This window comes from Leptolyngbya sp. CCNP1308 (assembly GCF_034932455.1).
GTDB lineage: Bacteria > Cyanobacteriota > Cyanobacteriia > Phormidesmidales > Phormidesmidaceae > Nodosilinea.
The window spans coordinates 149,743-165,519 of record NZ_JAYGIH010000076.1; the positions used below are offsets into that span (position 1 = coordinate 149,743).

The 15,777-nt window shown below is 56.1% G+C and carries 15 protein-coding genes; 6 read left to right on the top strand and 9 right to left on the bottom strand.

Going from position 1 to position 15,777, the window contains the following annotated elements; translation table 11 throughout:
- Positions 1–97 precede the first annotated feature (97 nt).
- Positions 98–856, top strand: coding sequence for a 3-oxoacyl-[acyl-carrier-protein] reductase (gene fabG / locus VB780_RS22500; protein WP_323353426.1), 759 nt, complete (start codon positions 98–100; stop codon positions 854–856).
- Between the two features lie 73 nt (positions 857–929).
- Here fabG and VB780_RS22505 read toward each other — a convergent pair whose 3' ends face one another.
- Entirely contained in the window at positions 930–1,514 is a 585-nt protein-coding gene (locus tag VB780_RS22505) for a DUF3611 family protein (RefSeq protein ID WP_323353427.1), read from the bottom strand.
- 83 nt (positions 1,515–1,597) lie between these two features.
- Here VB780_RS22505 and VB780_RS22510 point away from each other — a divergent pair, with 83 nt between their 5' ends.
- The gene (locus VB780_RS22510) at positions 1,598–3,022 is read left to right on the top strand and encodes a TldD/PmbA family protein (protein WP_323353428.1); all 1,425 of its coding nucleotides are present in this window, start codon (positions 1,598–1,600) and stop codon (positions 3,020–3,022) included.
- Entirely contained in the window at positions 3,015–3,542 is a 528-nt protein-coding gene (locus VB780_RS22515; RefSeq protein ID WP_323353429.1) for a Uma2 family endonuclease, read from the top strand. Before VB780_RS22510 ends, VB780_RS22515 begins: the two co-directional genes overlap by 8 nt.
- Positions 3,543–3,555: 13 nt before the next feature.
- Here the strand turns inward: VB780_RS22515 and pdxH are convergent, their stop codons facing one another.
- The 8 genes from pdxH to VB780_RS22555 form a co-directional block, all read right to left on the bottom strand.
- On the bottom strand, positions 3,556–4,191 hold the full coding sequence (pdxH, locus tag VB780_RS22520) for a pyridoxamine 5'-phosphate oxidase (protein ID WP_323353430.1): 636 nt from the start codon (positions 4,189–4,191) through the stop codon (positions 3,556–3,558).
- 41 nt (positions 4,192–4,232) lie between these two features.
- On the bottom strand, positions 4,233–5,153 hold the full coding sequence (locus VB780_RS22525; RefSeq protein WP_323353431.1) for a TIGR01777 family oxidoreductase: 921 nt from the start codon (positions 5,151–5,153) through the stop codon (positions 4,233–4,235).
- A gap of 163 nt (positions 5,154–5,316) precedes the next feature.
- Positions 5,317–5,706 (bottom strand): photosystem II reaction center protein Psb28, encoded by a 390-nt coding sequence (psb28, locus tag VB780_RS22530; RefSeq protein ID WP_323353432.1) that lies wholly within the window; start codon positions 5,704–5,706, stop codon positions 5,317–5,319.
- A gap of 12 nt (positions 5,707–5,718) precedes the next feature.
- Positions 5,719–6,402: a zinc metallopeptidase gene (locus VB780_RS22535; protein ID WP_323353433.1), complete on the bottom strand. Its 684-nt coding sequence runs from the start codon at positions 6,400–6,402 to the stop codon at positions 5,719–5,721.
- A gap of 232 nt (positions 6,403–6,634) precedes the next feature.
- Complete coding sequence (locus tag VB780_RS22540) at positions 6,635–6,937, bottom strand: Uma2 family endonuclease (protein WP_323353434.1); 303 nt, start codon at positions 6,935–6,937, stop codon at positions 6,635–6,637.
- The gene (locus VB780_RS22545) at positions 6,916–7,257 is read right to left on the bottom strand and encodes a Uma2 family endonuclease (RefSeq protein WP_323353435.1); all 342 of its coding nucleotides are present in this window, start codon (positions 7,255–7,257) and stop codon (positions 6,916–6,918) included. Before VB780_RS22545 ends, VB780_RS22540 begins: the two co-directional genes overlap by 22 nt.
- A 73-nt stretch (positions 7,258–7,330) precedes the next feature.
- Positions 7,331–8,110: an RDD family protein gene (locus tag VB780_RS22550; protein ID WP_323353436.1), complete on the bottom strand. Its 780-nt coding sequence runs from the start codon at positions 8,108–8,110 to the stop codon at positions 7,331–7,333.
- Between the two features lie 152 nt (positions 8,111–8,262).
- Complete coding sequence (locus VB780_RS22555) at positions 8,263–9,249, bottom strand: hypothetical protein (protein WP_323353437.1); 987 nt, start codon at positions 9,247–9,249, stop codon at positions 8,263–8,265.
- Positions 9,250–9,344: 95 nt separating this feature from the next.
- Between VB780_RS22555 and VB780_RS22560 the strand changes: the two genes are divergently transcribed.
- The 3 genes from VB780_RS22560 (at position 9,345) to VB780_RS22570 (ending at position 15,325) form a co-directional block, all read left to right on the top strand.
- Entirely contained in the window at positions 9,345–10,340 is a 996-nt protein-coding gene (locus tag VB780_RS22560; protein ID WP_323353438.1) for a stage II sporulation protein M, read from the top strand.
- Between the two features lie 49 nt (positions 10,341–10,389).
- Positions 10,390–12,651, top strand: coding sequence for an acyltransferase family protein (locus VB780_RS22565; protein ID WP_323353439.1), 2,262 nt, complete (start codon positions 10,390–10,392; stop codon positions 12,649–12,651).
- Positions 12,652–13,066: 415 nt separating this feature from the next.
- Positions 13,067–15,325 carry a transglycosylase domain-containing protein gene (locus VB780_RS22570; RefSeq protein ID WP_323353440.1) on the top strand — a complete coding sequence of 753 codons (2,259 nt, stop codon included), beginning with the start codon at positions 13,067–13,069 and terminating at the stop codon, positions 15,323–15,325.
- Positions 15,326–15,777 lie beyond the last annotated feature (452 nt).

Here is a 15,777-nt window from a genome sequence, read left to right on the forward strand (position 1 = left end):
CCAGGCTGTATCTGTGCTATCCAAAATTTTCACTCCTCACCTCGTCCCCATTTCGTGATACAAACATTGAGCATATTTTCCTGAACGAGGTGACCCCATGAGTGCATCATCCCCATCTCTGGAAGGCCAGGTTGCTGTAGTTACGGGGGCATCACGGGGTATTGGTAAGGCCGTGGCGATCGCTCTAGGGGCAGCAAAGGCCCAAGTTGTCGTCAATTACGCCCGCTCTAGCGCGGCGGCCAACGAGGTGGTGGCTGAGATCATTGCTGGCGGGGGGAGCGCGATCGCGATGCAAGCCGATGTTTCCCAGCCAGATCAGGTAGATGCTTTGATCAGCGGCACTCTAGAGAAATTTGGCCGCGTCGATATTTTGGTCAACAACGCTGGCATTACCCGCGACACCCTGTTGCTACGCATGAAGCTGGAAGACTGGCAGGCCGTTATCGACCTCAATTTGACCGGGGTATTTTTGTGCACTCGGGCCGTGGCGAAGATTATGCTGAAGCAGCGATCGGGGCGAATTATTAATATTGCTTCGGTGGCGGGCCAGATGGGCAACCCTGGACAGGCCAACTACAGCGCTGCCAAGGCCGGCGTAATCGGGTTTACCAAAACCGTGGCGAAAGAGCTGGCCAGCCGAGGCATTACCGTCAACGCCGTGGCCCCAGGCTTTATTGAAACCGACATGACCGACGAGTTGTCCAACACCGACGATATCCGCAAATTCATTCCCCTGGGGCGGTTCGGCCAGCCCGAAGATATCGCGGGCATGGTGCGGTTCTTAGCGGCAGACCCGGCAGCATCCTATATTACAGGCCAGGTATTCAATGTAGATGGCGGCATGGTGATGGCCTAGGTTAGACTTCGTCTGGATTGCTTAATTTTGAGCTGAGTGGCCAATTCAAAACTCAATCCTCAAAGCCGATTCCCTAGGCGCGGTTGACCGTGCGGAGCAGCCAAAGGGTGGCAGACAGCGAGACAAAGTGGGCCAGCAAGGTATTGGTGTTGGCCTGCACCACAAAAATATCGAAGGCTTCGACGTACTGGCTCACGTTGCCGGGCACAAACACTGTGCCTCCCTGGGGCTGAGCCAGGGCCTTGCCCAACAGCGAACCAATTAGCGCCTGGCTGCCGAACAGGGTAACCAACATTCCGACCATGCTGACCACGGTGCCCAGTCGCAAAGCCTGGAGCGCATCCTTGGGGCTCGGGCGCTTGGCGATGTCGCGGCTGCGCAGCCGTCGCCCCAAGCGAGTGTAGCGAAAGGCCCAAAAGGCGCTGAAGTAGACCGCCACCAACCCCAGGGCCGCAAACAGCAGCCCCACGCCCGTGCCAGGATTTGCGTTTCCTGTACCCGATCGCGCGCCTAGATTGACCAGGGCAAACATCAGCACCAGGCTGGAGATAGCCGCTAGCACGATCTGTACCCAAAAGCTGATCCAGCCCACCACGCGGAAGGAGCCTGAGATGCGCCGTACGGCGGGAGGTAGGGTGTAGTCAAAGTCTGTAGTCATACCTGTGATTTTAGCCTGTGATTTCAACCTGAGGGCAAGGTCTTCTGAATGATACATTTGGGGAAAGGGTTGGGGGTATGGGTATGGCAGAGGCGATTGACCAAGCAGTGATTGATCAATCAAGGGCCCGCGTACAGGAGCTATGCGATCGCTGGGGGCCGCAGGTAGACTACCTGGCCATTCGCCTAGAGCAGTCAGAAGGCACCGATATTTTCTTGCGGGGCGGCCAGGCAGAGACGCTCAGTGAGGCGATCGCGATCGGGGGGCATATCCGGGCCTGCTATCGGGGCGGCTGGGGCTTTGCCAGCTTCAATGACCTGGAGAGCCTGGTGCCCTCTGTGGAAGCTGCCGTCGCCGCCGCTCGTCTGGTTGGCCACGACGAAACCCTGCTGGCCCCCGTGGAGCCGGTGCAAATGACCCGCCACTTGCCCCTGACGGGCACCGACCCCCGCCAAATTTCTCTGGCGCGCAAAAAGGCTCTGTGCAGCCACTACGCTGACCTGCTCCAGAGTATAGATAACCGGATTGCTACCACTTCGGTGCGCTACAACGATGTGGCTCAGCGGGTGCTCCTGGCTACCTCCGAAGGCACTCTGATTGATCAGGCCTGGTCGGACATGGAAATGCGGTTTGCCGCCACCGCCCGCAACGGCGACACCGTGCAGACCGGGCGCGAAACCACCGGCTCGCGTAAAGCCTACGAGGATCTAGAGAATCTGGATGACCAGGTGATGGGGGCAGCCCAGCGGGCCGTGGCGGCGCTAGATTTGTCCCCGGTGCGGGGGGGATCCTACGATGTGGTGATCGATCCGATTCTGACCGGGCTGTTTGTGCATGAGGCCTTTGGCCACCTGTCGGAGGCCGATATGGCCTACGAAAACCCCGACCTGCTAGAGTCAATGAGCTTGGGCCGCCGGTTCGGCCCCGACAACTTACAGATCTTTGATGGGGCGGCTCCCCAGGGCCACCGAGGCAGCTATTTCTACGATGACGAGGGCACCCCGGCCACGACCACTCAGCTGATTGAGAATGGCGTCTTGGTGGGGCGGCTGCACTCTCGCGAAACGGCGGGCAAGCTGAGTGAGCAACCCACGGGCAACGCCCGCTGCCTCAACTATCACTACTCGCCCCTGGTGCGCATGACTAACACCTGGATTGAGCGCGGTACTACCCCAGTTGATGATATGTTCGCTGACATCAAAGAAGGGGTCTATGCCCGCAACTGGCTAGAGGGCATGACCAACGGCGAAATGTTTACCTTTACCGCTGGGGAAGCCTGGATGATTCGCAACGGTAAGCTGGCGGAGCCCGTGCGCGATGTCACTCTGTCGGGCAATGTGTTTCGCACCCTGGCCGATATTGAGGCGATCGGCGATGACTTCTATTGGGATGAGTCGGGGGGCTGCGGCAAGGGCGGGCAGAATGGGCTGCCCGTAGGCTGTGGTGGCCCCAGCCTGCGGATTCGCAATGTGGTGGTGGGAGGTGAGGCCGAAACCGGCTATGAGTAATAGTTCCGTGAACCAGGGGCGCATCCTACGCAATCTGATGCGCCTGATGGATGTTACCTGCGGTCAAAGCCTCTATGAAGTGTTGCCTCGGGTGCAGGTCTGGCTGCCAGAGCAGAGTGTGGGGATTTCCCCTGACCTGGTGGTGGTGGCTGGTGAACCCCTGCTCCACGACGGTCAGGAAGACAAATTGCTCAACCCCTGCGTCATCTTCGAAATTTTGTCAGACCCCACCGCCAGCTACAAACCGGAGGCCGCTACTCTGGACGATAGTCAAAGACTGGCCAAAGGCCAACGCGGCGGAATGTTTCGCCACTGTCGGGCGATTCCGTACCTACAGGCCTACGTGTTTGTGCACCAAACCGAAGCCCGGGTAGAGCAGTTTTACCGGGCGGAGGAGGAACACCTGTGGGGTATGACGGCCCAGAGCGGGCTCGACTCGGTGGTAGAACTGGCGATTACCGATGTCCGCCTGCCCATGATGGATATCTACGAGCGGGTGGATTTTAGCCTGCTGGTCTAGGAGGCCTGTTGCTTCAGGGAGAAAGGCGGGCGATCGCCCACCCATCCTCCTGCCAGCTGTACAAAAAGCGATCGTGGAGGCGGCTGGGTCGCCCCTGCCAAAACTCAAAGCTGGTGGGTCTAACCCGGTAGCCCCCCCAAAAGTCGGGCAGGGGCACTTCTTGGTGGAGAAATTTTTCCTTCATTTTCTCAAACTGCATCTCTAGCAGCTGCCGCGAGGAGACAACGCTGCTCTGCTGCGACACCCAGGCCCCGATCTGGCTGCCCCGGGGGCGCGACGAAAAATACCGCAACGACTCTGCCGTCGAGATTTTGCTGGCGGTACCTGCGATCGCCAGCTGCCGCTCCAGGGGATACCACGGAAACAGCATCGAAACCTGAGCATTCTCGGCCATGTGCTGGGCCTTGCGGCTGCCGTAATTGGTAAAGAAGACAAACCCGTCGCGATCAAAGTACTTGAGCAGCACCGTGCGCTGGTAGGGTGCCCCCGCCGAAGATACCGTAGACAGCACGAGCGCGTTGGGCTCTAGCAGCTCGGCCTCGCGGGCCTGCTGAAACCACAGCTCAAACTGGGCAAAGGGGTCGGGGTCGAGATCAGCCAGGTCTAATCCCCGCTGAGTGTAGTCGCGGCGCAGTTCACCAATATCCATGGCGTGGTTGGGCTTAATCGTTTAGATTCCAGGGTTCAGACTTAAACAATTTCGTCCAGGGCGTCTTTGACCTTGGCGTAGTGATAGGTAAACCCGCTGGCCTCAGTGCGCTTGGGCAAGACCTGCTGCCCTTCGAGCACCACCTGAGCCCCGTCGCCCAAAATGGTTTCTAGCACAAAGTCAGGTACCGGCAGCCAGGAGGGCCGGTTGAGTACCTTCCCCAGGGTTTTGCAAAATTCCTCCATGCGCACCGGGTTGGGGGCGGTTGCGTTGTAAACGCCTTCCATTTGTGAATCGTTGAGGGCCTGCACAATCAGACTCACCAGGTCGTCGCGGTGAATCCACGAGAACCACTGACGGCCGCTGCCGATTGGCCCCCCGGCGAACATGCGAAAGGGGGTCAGCATTTTGGCCACTGCGCCCCCCATGCCCAGCACAATGCCAAAGCGCAAAATTACCAGGCGGGTACCGTAGTCTTTGACCGACTGGGCTGCCCCTTCCCACGCCTGGCACACCTGGGAGAGAAAATCGTCTTCGATGGGGGCGCTGGTTTCGTCAAAGGTGGCGCTTTCGCTGGTGCCGTAGTAGCCAATGGCCGAGGCGTTGACCCACACCGCAGGCTTAGGGTCGGCTTTAGCCAGGGCTTCCACTAGCTTTTCGGTGCCGATCTTGCGGCTGTCCATAATGGCCTGCTTGTGCTCATCGCTCCAACGTTCTGAAATAGGTGCCCCGGCCAGGTTGACCACCCCATCGCAGCCAGAGAGCACACCTGTTTGCCAATTGCCTGACTCTAAGGGGCTGTAGCCCACTACCGCCACCTTAGGAAAAGCGGTTTCAGGGAATACCCGGCGGCCATGGTCAACGCTGCGGGTGAGCACCACCACGGTGTGGCCATCGGCCTGGAGCCGTTCTACTAGGCGGCTGCCAACAAAACCCGTGGCTCCAGTAATTGCAATTTTCATGGGCTCCTGATTCTGGGTAAGGATAGGTCTGGCTCGCTAGCTGGGGGCGAAAGCGGGCGATCGCCGCCCAAAACTGGAACAGCTAGCAGGCTTGCCATTGCCTGCGCCTGACAGCAACATCTGGTCAGTCACTGTATGCCCCTGCCCTAGAAGCGGGCTTGGTCTAGGATAAACCATCTGCCTGGGGCGATTCACCATAGGCCATGCTGTTGGCCTCAGCGTAACGCTCCATAAAGCGCATCAGGCGATCCCAGTGATCGTCGCGATCGATCACCAGGGTGCATTCTACCCGCTGTAAGTCGTCGCCCTCGGGGCCATCAAAAATAAATCGAATCCCTTCTGGCTCGATGGCGATCGCCCCTTCCTCATCCACCAGTTTGAGGGCCTTGGCAAAGCGGCTGCGGAAGCTCTGAAACTTCTCGATCGCCCGCAGCTGATCAAAGGTCAACAGCATCATGCGATCGCCTGTCGCTGGGTCTCGCCTCAGGCTGATGTTGTTAATGGTTTCGACAATGCCCTCGTAAAATTCAACGGTGGGATGCTGATGGGTCATGGCAGCACGGGTCTAGCGGCGACGGTTAATCAAAATGATGTAGTACAGCAGGTTGAGAAACGCGGTAAACGCTGTGGCCACATAGGTCAGAGCAGCGGCACCGAGCACGGCTCTCGCCCCTTTGTGCTCTTCTCCCTGGAGAATACCCAATTCATCGACCAAACGCAGCGCCCGGCGAGAGGCATCGAACTCCACCGGTAGCGTGACCACGTGAAACAGCAGCACCGTGGCAAAGAAAATAACCCCCAACCAGGCCAGGTTAAGAATGTTGAAAATCAGGCCCGCCATGATCAGCATTGGCCCCATGCGAGAGCCCAGATTGACCACGGGTACCAGGGCTGCCCGCAGGTTCATAAACTTGTAGCCCTCGACATCTTGCAGCACATGACCGCACTCGTGGGCCGCCACCGCTGCCGCCGAAAGCGAACCCGACCCGTAGATTCCCTCAGAAAGGCGCACAGCTTTGGCTCGGGGGTCGTAGTGGTCGGTGAGTTCACCCGTCACAGGCTCAACCTTGACGTCGCGCACGCCCTTTTTGACCAAAATGGTCTGGGCCACCTGGGCTCCCGTCATCCCCATGGTGGACTGCACTTTGGAGTACTTGCGATAGGTGCCTTTGACCTTGCTCTGCGCCCAAAAGGTGAGGATGGCCGTAGGGATAGCAACCAGCAGAATATAAATGGGGTCGAAGAACATGGCCTGGCCCAGGGGTAAGGGTGACTGACAAACCGTAGTTTGCGAATGATAGCAGCCGGGCTGTAAGGATTCTCTAAGCTTTAAGGTGCTCCTAAGGATTGGGAAGATGTAGACGTGCAGTGGCTTCCCACAAGGCGAGGTGGGGAGAGATCGACGAAGGAGATGAAGGGAAAAAAGTGAAAGCCGGACACCCAGATGATCGCAGACTCTTGAGGTCAGAGCCGCCCAGGCATTAACCTGCTAAGTTGGCCTTAAACACCTGGGCAGCGGTCATCGTCAGCTCTGGAAAGGCAGGAGACACGATGGGCTCGTTATCTGTAAAGCGCGCCACATCGTATTCCCCATCCACCAGACGATAAATCGACAGAGTGGGGCGTTTGGGGTAACCAATATAGAGCCGTCCCCCCAAGCCCAAATAGTCAATCACCCAATATTCTTGAATGCCGAGCCGTTTATAGTCGCCTAGCTTGAGCAAATAATCATCTTGCCAGTTGGTAGACACTACCTCAATGACTAACCGTGCCGAAGCGCCCAAGGTAATTGCAGAAGATTTTTCCCACAGTGGCTCGTTGCTAAAGAGGCTCGATCGAGCACAACTCCATCGGGTTCGTAGCCGGACAAGCCATCCGGAGCTTTGATGATGCATTCCTTTGGAACCAGGTAGGGCAGAGCAAGGCGCGTAATTTCTAGAAACAATTGCCCGTTGGCAAACCCTGCAACTTCTGAATGTTTGCCCCTGGGTTTTGGCGTCTCAACAATGGCCCCGCGATGCAGCTCATACCGGCGGTCGGTTGGGTCTGGGTACCACTCCAAAAAATCATCGAAGCTGACTGGATTGGAGAGAGCCTGAACCATGCTGCCTTACCACCCAAACATTGCCCCGCTCTTAGTATGGATAGCTATCAATCGGGTGCTCCTCTGAATTCGCCTACCCCTTCTGCTGGTAGGCCCAGTACAACGCTTCTAGGAATGTATCAGCGGTCATCTCGGTTGGCAGTGCTTCCAAAGCGAGCTGATCTTTGAAGCGGCGGGCGAGTTGGTCGCTGACTAGGGCTTTGGCTTTAGGGCTCATGGCCTGCCGCCGCTGCAAAAACTCGCGTACGGTAGCAAAGTCGTCGGGGGAGAGGCGGGTGATATCCACTAGGGCTAGCAGGTCTTTGCCGATCGCCTGCGATCGCTCCGGTACCTGAATCTCGCCGTGGGTGACCGGGTCGGTCTGCACTACCAGCGTACCCGCCAGCCAGTCGCCCACCCGCTTCTCGGTTTTGCTCAGCAGCACGCAAAAAAAGCCGATGAAAAGAATATCGTCGATGGGGCGCAGCAGCGATCGCAGCGTCGCCTGGGGCAGCCGCTCGGGCTGGCCATCGTCGCGAATGACGCGAATTTTGGCGTAGCGCTTGCCGGGGGTCTGGCCGTACCACCAGGTTTCAAACAGGGCAAAGTAGCCGATGTAGATAAAGAAGGCGAGGACGGCGGCGATCGCCGTTATCCACAGCTGCACCGTCTCGCTCGGAATCGTCAGCAGCGTATCCATCGCCAGCAGCCGCACCAGCAAAAAGCTGTAGACCACCGCCAACCCCACTAGCCCGGTGCCTAAACATAGGTAGTCGAGGGAGAGCGCCACCGCACGACTGCCCACCCCGGCCAGCACAAACTCCAGTTCAACGCTCTCGGGGGTGCGAATGGTGACGGTGTTGAAGAGGGGCATTGGGGAAAGGGTGAGGGGGTTGGGGGTGAATGGGGGAGGACGGAGGGGGGAGTGTAAAGTTCAAAATGCAAGGTTCAAAATTTTGAATTCTCAATTTTACATTTTGCATTCATCCATTCCCCACCTCCACCCTACGGGAGGCCGATGCACGTTTACATCCCCCCATCAAGACTTGGCCCGTCATCGTGGCGCAGGGCGAGATCTAGGCCTTCGCGGCGGCTGCGCAGGTCGTAGTAGAGCACGCCTTTTACCGCCTGCCATAGAGGTAGCACAAATATGCTGCCCACCAGACTCAGCACCAGGCTGAGCACAGCGGTAATGCCGTAGACCACGCCATCGGCGGGCAGCAGCTCTAGCAAAATGCTGGGGAGGTAGTTGGTCACCGAAAGAATGGGCAGCTGAATTAAAAACGTGGCCAGAAACACGACCTGAATACGCAGAATTGAATCCTTAGTAAGCTCCCAGCTGCGGCTCATGCTGCCGCCCGCATCGGATTGGGGCTCGATAGCGAGTACCACCTCAGAGATAAACAGCCGGGAGGCGATCCAAATCAGCGCGATCAGCAAAATCCCGAGGCCAATCAGCACCCCCAGCAAAATGCCCATGACGCCGCCGACCGCTTCGTTGATCAGCGCCGATAAAATACCCGCCGTCAAGAAGCCAATGCTGCCTCCGGCAATCATCGCTAGCAGCGCCCCCGCCAGGTAAGCGGCTATGTAGGCCAGCAGCAGCAAAAAGCCCAAAAGTAAGAACTGCCCCAGGCGAGGGGCCACCTGGCGGCGGGCATCCAACGCGGTTTCGGGCTGGCTAATCAACTCTCGAAACGACAGCCTGCCGATCACGCTAGAGAGGGCATAGTACTTGGCAGAGCCGTAGAGCAGCGGCGCAAACCCCACTAGCGCCCCCACCAGGCCACCAATCACAGCGCCCACCTCATTGCCGACGCCAGCGCCGATGCCGGCCAGAATGGCGATCGCCAGACCCATGCCCACTAGACCACCCACGATCCATAGGGTCGCCAGCGCCGCCAGCTGAAAGAAGGTCTTGAACCGGTCTTTGTAGAGCCGCAGCGCCGCGCTCACTACGTCACCGGGATTGAGGGGGCCGAGCTGGCTGCCCTGCTGTGCAGATGGGGTCATCGGCTCCGTCTCCTAGAGGTTCTAAAGCGGTGTGCGTTCATTTCGAGGTTAGCCTACACTTCTCTGTAGAATGCCCGTTTTTCTGGCTTTGCTTCATGAATATTCAGCGTTGGATGGCCCGGAGAGAAGCCAGTTGGCGACAGCTCGAAACCCTGCTCACCCAGGCCGAGAAAAGTGGGCTCAGGTCGCTCTCGGCTATTCAGGTGCGGCAGATGGCCAGCCTCTATCGGTCGGTATCGGCGGATTTGGCGCGGGCCAAGGGTCAGGGCGTGGGGCAAGCCGTGATTAAAGATTTGCAGCGGCTCACCAGCCGCAGCTACAGCCAAATTTACCAGGGCTCTCGCCGCCAAGAGTGGCAGGCGCTGTGGGACTTTTGCCGCTACGGGTTTCCGGCGGTGGTGCAGCGGAGCTGGGCCTATATTGCGGTGGCTACGGGGCTGTTTGCGATCGGTGGGCTGGTGGGCTGGTGGTTTGCCTGGCAAGATCCGGCTTTTTTGACGCTGGTACTGGGCCAGGAGTTTGTCGAAGAGGTGAAAACCAGCCAGGAGCTGTGGACGGTTTCCATCATGGGCATTGAGCCTGTGGCCTCCAGCGGCATCATGATCAACAACATTGGCGTTTCCCTGCGGGCGCTGGTGGGGGGCGTCACGATGTTTATGCCTGGGGTGCCGCTGATTACGCCACCAGGGGCGTTTACGGTGTTTCTGCTGGTGTTTAACGGGGTGATGATTGGCTGCGTCGGCGTGCTGGTGGCCCAGGCCAATCTGGCCTACGACCTCTGGGCCTTTGTGTTTCCCCACGGGGCGCTGGAGCTACCGGCTATTTTTATGGCCGGGGGGGGCGGGCTGCTGCTGGCCCGAGGCATTTTGCTGCCTGGCCCCTACCGCCGCATCGATGCGCTGAAATTGTATGGTCTACAGGCGGCTCAGCTGCTCTACGGCATCATCCCCATGCTGGTTGTTGCGGGGTTAATCGAAGGGTTTTTCTCGCCCCAGACCTGGATTCCTAACGAGTTTAAATATGTTGCCGGAACAGCGATCTTCATTGCCCTGGTGAAGTACTGCTGTACTCGGCGTTTGGCGGCAAAATAGGCATCCTTTAAAGATTAGGGAACTTTAAGCGTTGTTCTGCACAAGAGCGGTGGCCAATAGCACCTTTCTCTTCGGGATCAAACCTTCCGCAATTTTCTCATGGCAAGATTTTTACATGGGTCGCCTAAATCAGCTTAAAAGTTCAAGCCAGAAACAAGTATTCGATTGGCAAACAAAAGTTGGTTTGAGATTTTGGGTAGTCTTAACGGAAAGGATGCTTTGCCTGCATATCTCAGCATCTCAAAAAGTTGACTGGCGGAAGGATAACTTGATGACCAAGGCTCTGGGAAAGACTAGCTGCGTAGCCAATGAACATTTCAAACCGTCCTACAGACCGGAAGTCGATGGACTGAGAGCGCTAGCGGTAATTGCGGTCATTATTAACCATATCAACAAAGATATACTTCCCAGTGGATATTTGGGAGTGGACATATTTTTTGTGATTTCCGGATTTGTCACCACCGCGTCTTTAACAAAACATTCCAACGAGAGTGCAGGTGATTTTTTGCTAGGGTTTTACGTTAGGCGAATTAAGCGCCTGATCCCTGCTCTGATGGTTTTTGTTTTCATTGCTGGTATTGCAATCTGCTTATTCGATCCTAATCCTGACTCATCTCTAAGTACTGGAATAGCATCACTCTTTGGTGTCTCGAATCTCTCTCTTGTTAATCAGTCAACCGATTACTTTGCCGCTTCTACAGAACTAAATGTATTTACGCATACATGGTCTTTAGGAATAGAAACACAATTTTATGTTTTGCTCCCTCTCATAGCATGCTTTACGGGGATTAATAATTTAGCGGGCAAAAAGCTGGGAAGTTTTTTCTGGGTGCTGAGCGCACTTTCCGTCGCATCTCTGATAGCTTTTATATCTCTATATCCTACGAACCAAGCTGCCAGCTATTTTCTGCCAATTACTCGCCTGTGGGAGTTAGGGGCAGGGTGCCTTTTATTTTTAGGTATAAAACATGGAAATCAGCTCATTTGTGAATTGAATAAAATTCCGCCAATGGCGATTATTATGACGATGATAGCTACCCTATGGATTCCTCTCAAATTTGCCGTTCAAGCTAAAATTGCCGTAGTCGAACTCACATTGATTCTACTTGCCTGCCTGCGACCAGGGACATTGGCCTACAGATTATTCTCAAATCATAGAATTGTTTATCTTGGCCTAATTTCTTATTCTCTTTACCTTTGGCATTGGGGCGTTCTCTCTTTGAGTCGTTGGACAATAGGTTTGCATTGGTGGTCGTTGCCAATTCAAATCATTTTAATATTATTATTATCAGTTTTATCTTATACCTACATCGAAGTACCCTTTCGTCGGGCAGAATGGCCTTTGAATAGATGGCAATTCATAGCATGCAGTGTAATCATTTCTGCAAGTGTTGCTAGTTTGTTTATCAGTCTGCTCAGAATGCCTGATTTTTCTCTTTACACAGGCCAACGCCCATCGCTTGTTGAAAAAGGCGCTGCTTCTCTTGCTAACACGTATCACTTGCAAGATACTGACTCTTTATGGGAGGGTGAGAACTGCATCATATCCGATAACTCTCAGGCCCAGGCAGGAAAACAAATAATCATTGAAAAATGTACGCTTGGTACTTTCTCAGAAGCTAAGAGAAGGGTGGTGATTTTTGGAAATTCGTTCTCTGCAGCATTTGTACAGGGTTTTGACAGCTTAGTAGCACTTGATAACTACTCAGTCACTATCACATCTGCTTGGGATGCATCACCGATAAGAGGAATGCCTAACAACGGCTCGCGAAGTGAAGCGAGCAGTTACTACTGGGACAACATCATGCCTGATCTCGTTGAACAATTGCAACCCAATGACATAGTATTCTTAGTTAATGATTTAGCATGGCTTTCTCCCCCAGAAGAGACTCCTGACTCACAAAAAAATCTAGAGCTATTGGGAATAGGGCTTGAGACATTTTCAAATCAGCTTTCAGTAAAAGGAATACACTTAGCTGTCCTGCACGGGAATCCTTTCGCCCGCGAAGCTAAATGTAAGCCAGCAACAGCCACAAAACAATGGTTTCAGCCTTTTGGCGGACTCTGCGACATGCCCAACAAAGCCGAGTCGCTTTTGCGCAGGCAGGCGCTGGATAATGTTCTCATGTCTTTAGAGAGACAAAGCAAAATATACGTTGTGGATTTATTTGATACCTTCTGTCCTAAGAAGATTTGCACGTATAACGCTGCAAACGGAGATTTGCTTTACAGGGATGAATATTCCCATCCGTCAGTTGAAGGCGCACGATTATCCGCTTCAGTAATTCACCAGGTTTTGACTTCTATATAGACTTTAAGTTCGATCTGCAATTGCCAGAAATGCCTGTGTGCAACATAATAATTCTTCAGCAGGCAAATTTGTAGGATATGCTGGCAACATCAAGATTGGCTGTCAATGATTTACATTTATCCTGTGTTGGGGTTCTGTTCAATTTCAATCATGAATGACTGAAGTCTTGAATCATTACTTCAGCAAAAACTTAAAAGAGATTAGAAGGCTCAGCTTCTCCCAGAAAGGTGATTGGGTTGTTGCTAGGTGACTTTAGCTCGTACAGGCCGTTCCATGGAAGACAGAGGCATTTAATGCTGGTGGATTCCTGTCGAACTTGAGTAGCCATTGCTAAAAGTGGTCTACTTACCAGAGCGATCGCGAAGCTTATGACTACAATAGGGCAGTATTTCGGTTGGGCTTATTGCCGCTTGCCATGTCGCCCTCACCTCCATCCCCCCCTCGCACCCTGCTCAAAACCGTTACCCAGGCCTTTCAGGCCGTGCAAGCCAAGGTTGACTTTGGCAAGCTGGCGGTCAAGCCGGGGGCTCGCGCTGCCGAGCTAGAGGTCACGGTCAACGGCAAACCCACCACTTATCCCCTACTGGGTGAGCACTACATCATGGGGCGCAGCACTTCCCAGTGCGACATTGTGGCCCCCAGCCCCATCGTCAGCCAGGTGCACGCCACCCTCACCCGCGACACCAACCGCCCCAGCCAGCCCTTCGTGATGAAGGATCGCAATTCCACCAACGGCATTTACCGGGGCAAAAAGCGGCTCACCCAGGTGGTGATGAACCACGGCGATGTCTACACCCTCGGCCCGCCGGAGCTGGAGGATGCCGTCAAGCTGCGGTTTAGCGAGCCGCCCCCCTGGTATGTCAAAACCGCCCGCTACACCCTCTATGGCTTCACCGGCCTCTCGCTGGCCGTGGGTGCCTGGATTGTCGGTGTAGAGTGGCCCAAAATACCCATGCGGCCTTTGCCCGACTCAGTGCAGGGGCCTGTAGTTGTGTTTGGCGAAGAAAATGGCACCGCAGTCCCCCTGCGCGAGCAGCACACCCAGACCCACCAAGAACTGCGCCGCATGGGCGACTTTTCGCCCTACCTGCCCCAGGCACTGATCGCGTCTGAGGACACGCGCTACTACTGGCACCTGGGGGTAGACCCCCTCGGCATTGCGCGGGCTGTGCTGATCAACGTGCAGGATGGGTCGATTCGCCAGGGGGGCAGCACGATTACCCAGCAGCTGGCCCGCAGCGTCTACCGCGAGTACACCGGCACCGACGATTCGGCGGGGCGCAAGATTCGCGAGGCGATCACGGCTCTCAAGCTGGAGACGTTTTACAGCAAAAACTATCTGCTGCTCACCTACCTCAACCGGGTTTATCTGGGCGAAAACCTCTACGGCTTTGAGGATGCGGCTCAGTTTTACTTTGACAAGCCCGCCAGCGATCTCACCCTGTCGGAGGCGGCGACGCTGGTGGGTATTTTGCCTGGCCCCAACGCTTTTAACCCGGTGCAAAACTACGATGCGGCGGTGTCTTACCGCGATCGCGTCCTCGATCGCATGGTGGCTCTGGGCATGGTTAGCCAAGAAGAGGCACGGCGGGCGCGGCGATCGCGCATTGAGATCAGCCCCGATGCCACCCGCCAGCTCCAGAGCACCCGCGCCCCCTACTTCTACAGCTACGTCTTTGAAGAACTCGACAACGTGCTGGGCACCTCCCTGGCGCGGGAGGGCAACTTTTATGTGGAAACCAGCGTTGACCTAGATCTCCAGACGGCGGCAGAAGAGGCCCTCAGCCAGGATGTCGCCACCCAGGGAGCCGCCCTGGCCTATTCTCAAGGGGCGGTGGTTACCCTTGAAACCAGCACTGGGGCGATTCGCGCTCTAGTGGGGGGCGTAGACTATGCCCAGAGCCAGTTTAACCGGGCTTCCCAGGCGCTGCGCCAGCCGGGTTCGACCTTTAAGCTGTTTGCCTACGGGGCGGCCCTAGAGCAGGGCATTTCTCCGGGGCGATCGTTCTCCTGTGAACCGATGAACTGGAATGGCCAGCGGTTTGCGGGCTGCCGCTCGGGCTCAGGCCCGCTGGATATGTATGCCGGTATGGCCCGCTCTGAGAATGTGGTGGCGCTACGCATTGCCCAGGAGGCGGGGCTGCGCAACGTTATTAACGTCGCCCAGCGCTTGGGCATTGAGTCTGAGCTGGTGGCCTCGCCGGGCCTCACCCTGGGCGAAAGTGTAGTCACCCCGCTAGAACTCACCGGCTCCTTTGCCGCCGTGGGCAACGACGGCGTGTGGAACCGGCCCCACGGCATTTTGCGGGTGCTCGACAGCAGCGACTGTACCGACCCTAACGACATCAACACCTGCCGCGTCATCTACGAGTTTGGCCAGGCCGGAGACGCCGATCGCCAAGCTATTGACCCTAGCATTGCCAGCACCCTGACGGGGCTGATGCAGGGTGTGGTGCAGGGGGGCACGGGTCGCAGCGCCTTTTTGGGCCTGGGGGAAGCGGGTAAGACCGGCACCACTGACGACAACCGCGACCTCTGGTTTGTGGGCTTTGTGCCTGGTCGCGATCTGACTACGGGCGTTTGGCTGGGCAACGATGACAACACCTCAACGGCGGGCAGCAGCGGCCAGGCGGCGGCGGTGTGGGGCAACTACATGCGCCAGGTGGTGCAGTAGCGGCTAGTGGTTGGTCAGTAGGCTCAAATATTACTTGACTAGGCCCAGAGGCTACTCGACTGGGCTTAGGAATTACTCGACTAAGCTCTGAGACTACTCAGCTAGGTTCAGAGACTGCTCGACTAAGCCCAAAGGGTGCTTGCACCAAGCTCAGAACTTGCTCGACTAAGCTCGGAGACTACTCAGCTAGGTTTAGAAACTACTCGACTAGACTCGCAGAGCGCTTGCACTAGGTTCAGAGACTACTCAGCTAGATTTAGAGACTACTCACCTAGGTAAGGGGATCCCCCGGTTTCTCGTGGTCTTAGTGCTACGCGTCACCTCCTTATAGCTATAGCCACTTAGGTTAGGACGCGGCTTGCTTGAGGACGGCCTCAATGGCAGCCCGCAGACCATCATCATGAGGAAGGGCTTTTCGAATCCGGCTTTTCAACCACCCCCAGCACTTTTCA

Coding starts and splice junctions, on each gene's coding strand:
- fabG (WP_323353426.1), top strand. CDS start 98: ATGAGTGCATCATCCCCATCTCTGGAAGGCCAGGTTGCTGTAGTTACG.
- VB780_RS22545 (WP_323353435.1), bottom strand. CDS start 7,257: ATGGTTCAGGCTCTCTCCAATCCAGTCAGCTTCGATGATTTTTTGGAG.
- pdxH (WP_323353430.1), bottom strand. CDS start 4,191: ATGGATATTGGTGAACTGCGCCGCGACTACACTCAGCGGGGATTAGAC.
- VB780_RS22510 (WP_323353428.1), top strand. CDS start 1,598: ATGGCAGAGGCGATTGACCAAGCAGTGATTGATCAATCAAGGGCCCGC.
- VB780_RS22570 (WP_323353440.1), top strand. CDS start 13,067: ATGTCGCCCTCACCTCCATCCCCCCCTCGCACCCTGCTCAAAACCGTT.
- psb28 (WP_323353432.1), bottom strand. CDS start 5,706: ATGACCCATCAGCATCCCACCGTTGAATTTTACGAGGGCATTGTCGAA.
- VB780_RS22560 (WP_323353438.1), top strand. CDS start 9,345: ATGAATATTCAGCGTTGGATGGCCCGGAGAGAAGCCAGTTGGCGACAG.
- VB780_RS22550 (WP_323353436.1), bottom strand. CDS start 8,110: ATGCCCCTCTTCAACACCGTCACCATTCGCACCCCCGAGAGCGTTGAA.
- VB780_RS22535 (WP_323353433.1), bottom strand. CDS start 6,402: ATGTTCTTCGACCCCATTTATATTCTGCTGGTTGCTATCCCTACGGCC.
- VB780_RS22505 (WP_323353427.1), bottom strand. CDS start 1,514: ATGACTACAGACTTTGACTACACCCTACCTCCCGCCGTACGGCGCATC.
- VB780_RS22525 (WP_323353431.1), bottom strand. CDS start 5,153: ATGAAAATTGCAATTACTGGAGCCACGGGTTTTGTTGGCAGCCGCCTA.
- VB780_RS22555 (WP_323353437.1), bottom strand. CDS start 9,249: ATGACCCCATCTGCACAGCAGGGCAGCCAGCTCGGCCCCCTCAATCCC.
- VB780_RS22515 (WP_323353429.1), top strand. CDS start 3,015: ATGAGTAATAGTTCCGTGAACCAGGGGCGCATCCTACGCAATCTGATG.